This window comes from Bacillus proteolyticus (assembly GCF_001884065.1).
Lineage (GTDB): Bacteria > Bacillota > Bacilli > Bacillales > Bacillaceae_G > Bacillus_A > Bacillus_A proteolyticus.
Window position 1 is genome coordinate 1 of sequence record NZ_MACH01000095.1, and the last position, 1,674, is coordinate 1,674.

Consider the following 1,674-nt stretch of genomic DNA (forward strand, 5'->3'; position numbering starts at 1 on the left):
TGATATGCTCCCCATTAGGTAGACAGATAAAAAATAAAAATCTGTTTATCTAAGGGGAGTATTTTTTATGGCTCGAATGAAATATTCTAAAGCTGAAAAATTGGCGATTTTAGCTCTTTATAAAGATGGTCATCAATCAATAGCTGACATTACTGCTAAATTTTCGATTGATCCTGGGACGATTAGAGATTGGAAGAAAAGGTATGAAGTGAATGGTGAAGATGGCCTAGAAGAAGTACTTTCTTGGAAGCGTTATTCAGAAGAGTTAAAGTTAGCAGCCGTCAATGATTATCTATCAGGGCACTTTTCGTTAAGCAAGGTTACCCAAAAATACAATATATCCCGTACTGCGGTTTTGAGAAAATGGATTAAAAAGTATAATAGTCATAGAGAATTAAATGATACCGGTAAAGGAATGACAAACTCTATGACAAATAGAAGAAAAACAACGTTAGAAGAACGAATTCAAATTGTGAATTACTGTATAAAACATCAGAAAAACTACCAGCTCACAGCCGAAAGCTATGAAGTTTCTTATCAACAGGTATATCAATGGGTCAAGAAGTTTGAAGCGCATGGTGAAGAAGCACTACAAGATAAACGTGGTCGAAAGAAAGAGGAATATGAATTAACAGATGAAGGAAAGTTTAAGCTGGAAATGAAACGTTTAGAGCGAGAAAATGAACGATTACGTGCAGAAAATGCTTTTTTAAAAAAGTTAGAGGAACTCGAAAGGAGGCGTCTTTAACAAGCGTTCGTCTACAAAATAAATATAGAGCGATTCAAGATTTACATGCGAATGAAAATCTGCCAGTAATCCTTTTATGTGAAATTGCCGGTGTATCTCGTGCTGCTTATTATAAATGGCTACAGCGCACGCCAACAGCTAGAGAATTAGAGAATGAAGCAATTCTTCAGGATATCCAGGCTATTTATGCACGAGTAGGAGGCATTTATGGGTATCGAAGAATGAAATTAAATATCAATAGGATATATCATAAAAGGTTCAATCACAAACGCATTTATCGCTTAATGCACATCGCTGGATTACAGTCCGTGATTCGTCGGAAAAGAAAGCGCTATGTTCCCTCGTCTGCGCAATATGTCGCTGAAAATCGACTCAATCGTGAATTTACTGCATGCAAGCCTAATGAAAAATGGGTAACAGATGTCACGGAGTTCAAATTAGGAAACGGAAGGAAAACGTATTTAAGTGCCATTTTAGATCTTTACGATGGTTCCATTATTAGTTATGTATTGGGAAATTCAAACAATAATAAATTGGTATTTCGAACATTGGATCAAGCTATCACTATATTAAAAGAGAATGAACATCCATTGATTCATAGTGATCGAGGGTATCAATATACGTCACATGGGTTTAAGAGAAAAATAGAAAAAGCAAAAATGATTCATAGCATGTCACGTGTAGGAAAATGTATAGATAATGGACCAATGGAATCGTTTTGGGGGACGTTGAAGTGTGAAAAGTATTACCTACATAAGTATGAGACACTTGAAGCCTTACAACAAGCGGTAGATGATTATATCCAGTTTTACAATAACGAACGTTACCAAGAAAGATTAAACGGCTTAAGCCCATTGGAATACAGGGTTCAAGCCGCTTAAAGTATTTTTATTATTTCCACTGTCTACTTGACAGGGAGCTGTTCA

The 1,674-nt window shown here is 35.9% G+C and carries 1 protein-coding gene; it reads left to right on the plus strand.

Annotation, left to right across the window (positions count from 1 at the left end):
• The first annotated feature begins 67 nt into the window (after positions 1-67).
• Positions 68-1,629, plus strand: a protein-coding gene (locus BAQ49_RS31565; RefSeq protein ID WP_116733477.1) for an IS3 family transposase whose coding sequence is annotated in 2 segments (ribosomal slippage) — positions 68-701 and positions 701-1,629 — 1,563 coding nt in all. Because the reading frame shifts where the segments join, the coding sequence is not laid out codon by codon here.
• Positions 1,630-1,674: the final 45 nt, after the last annotated feature.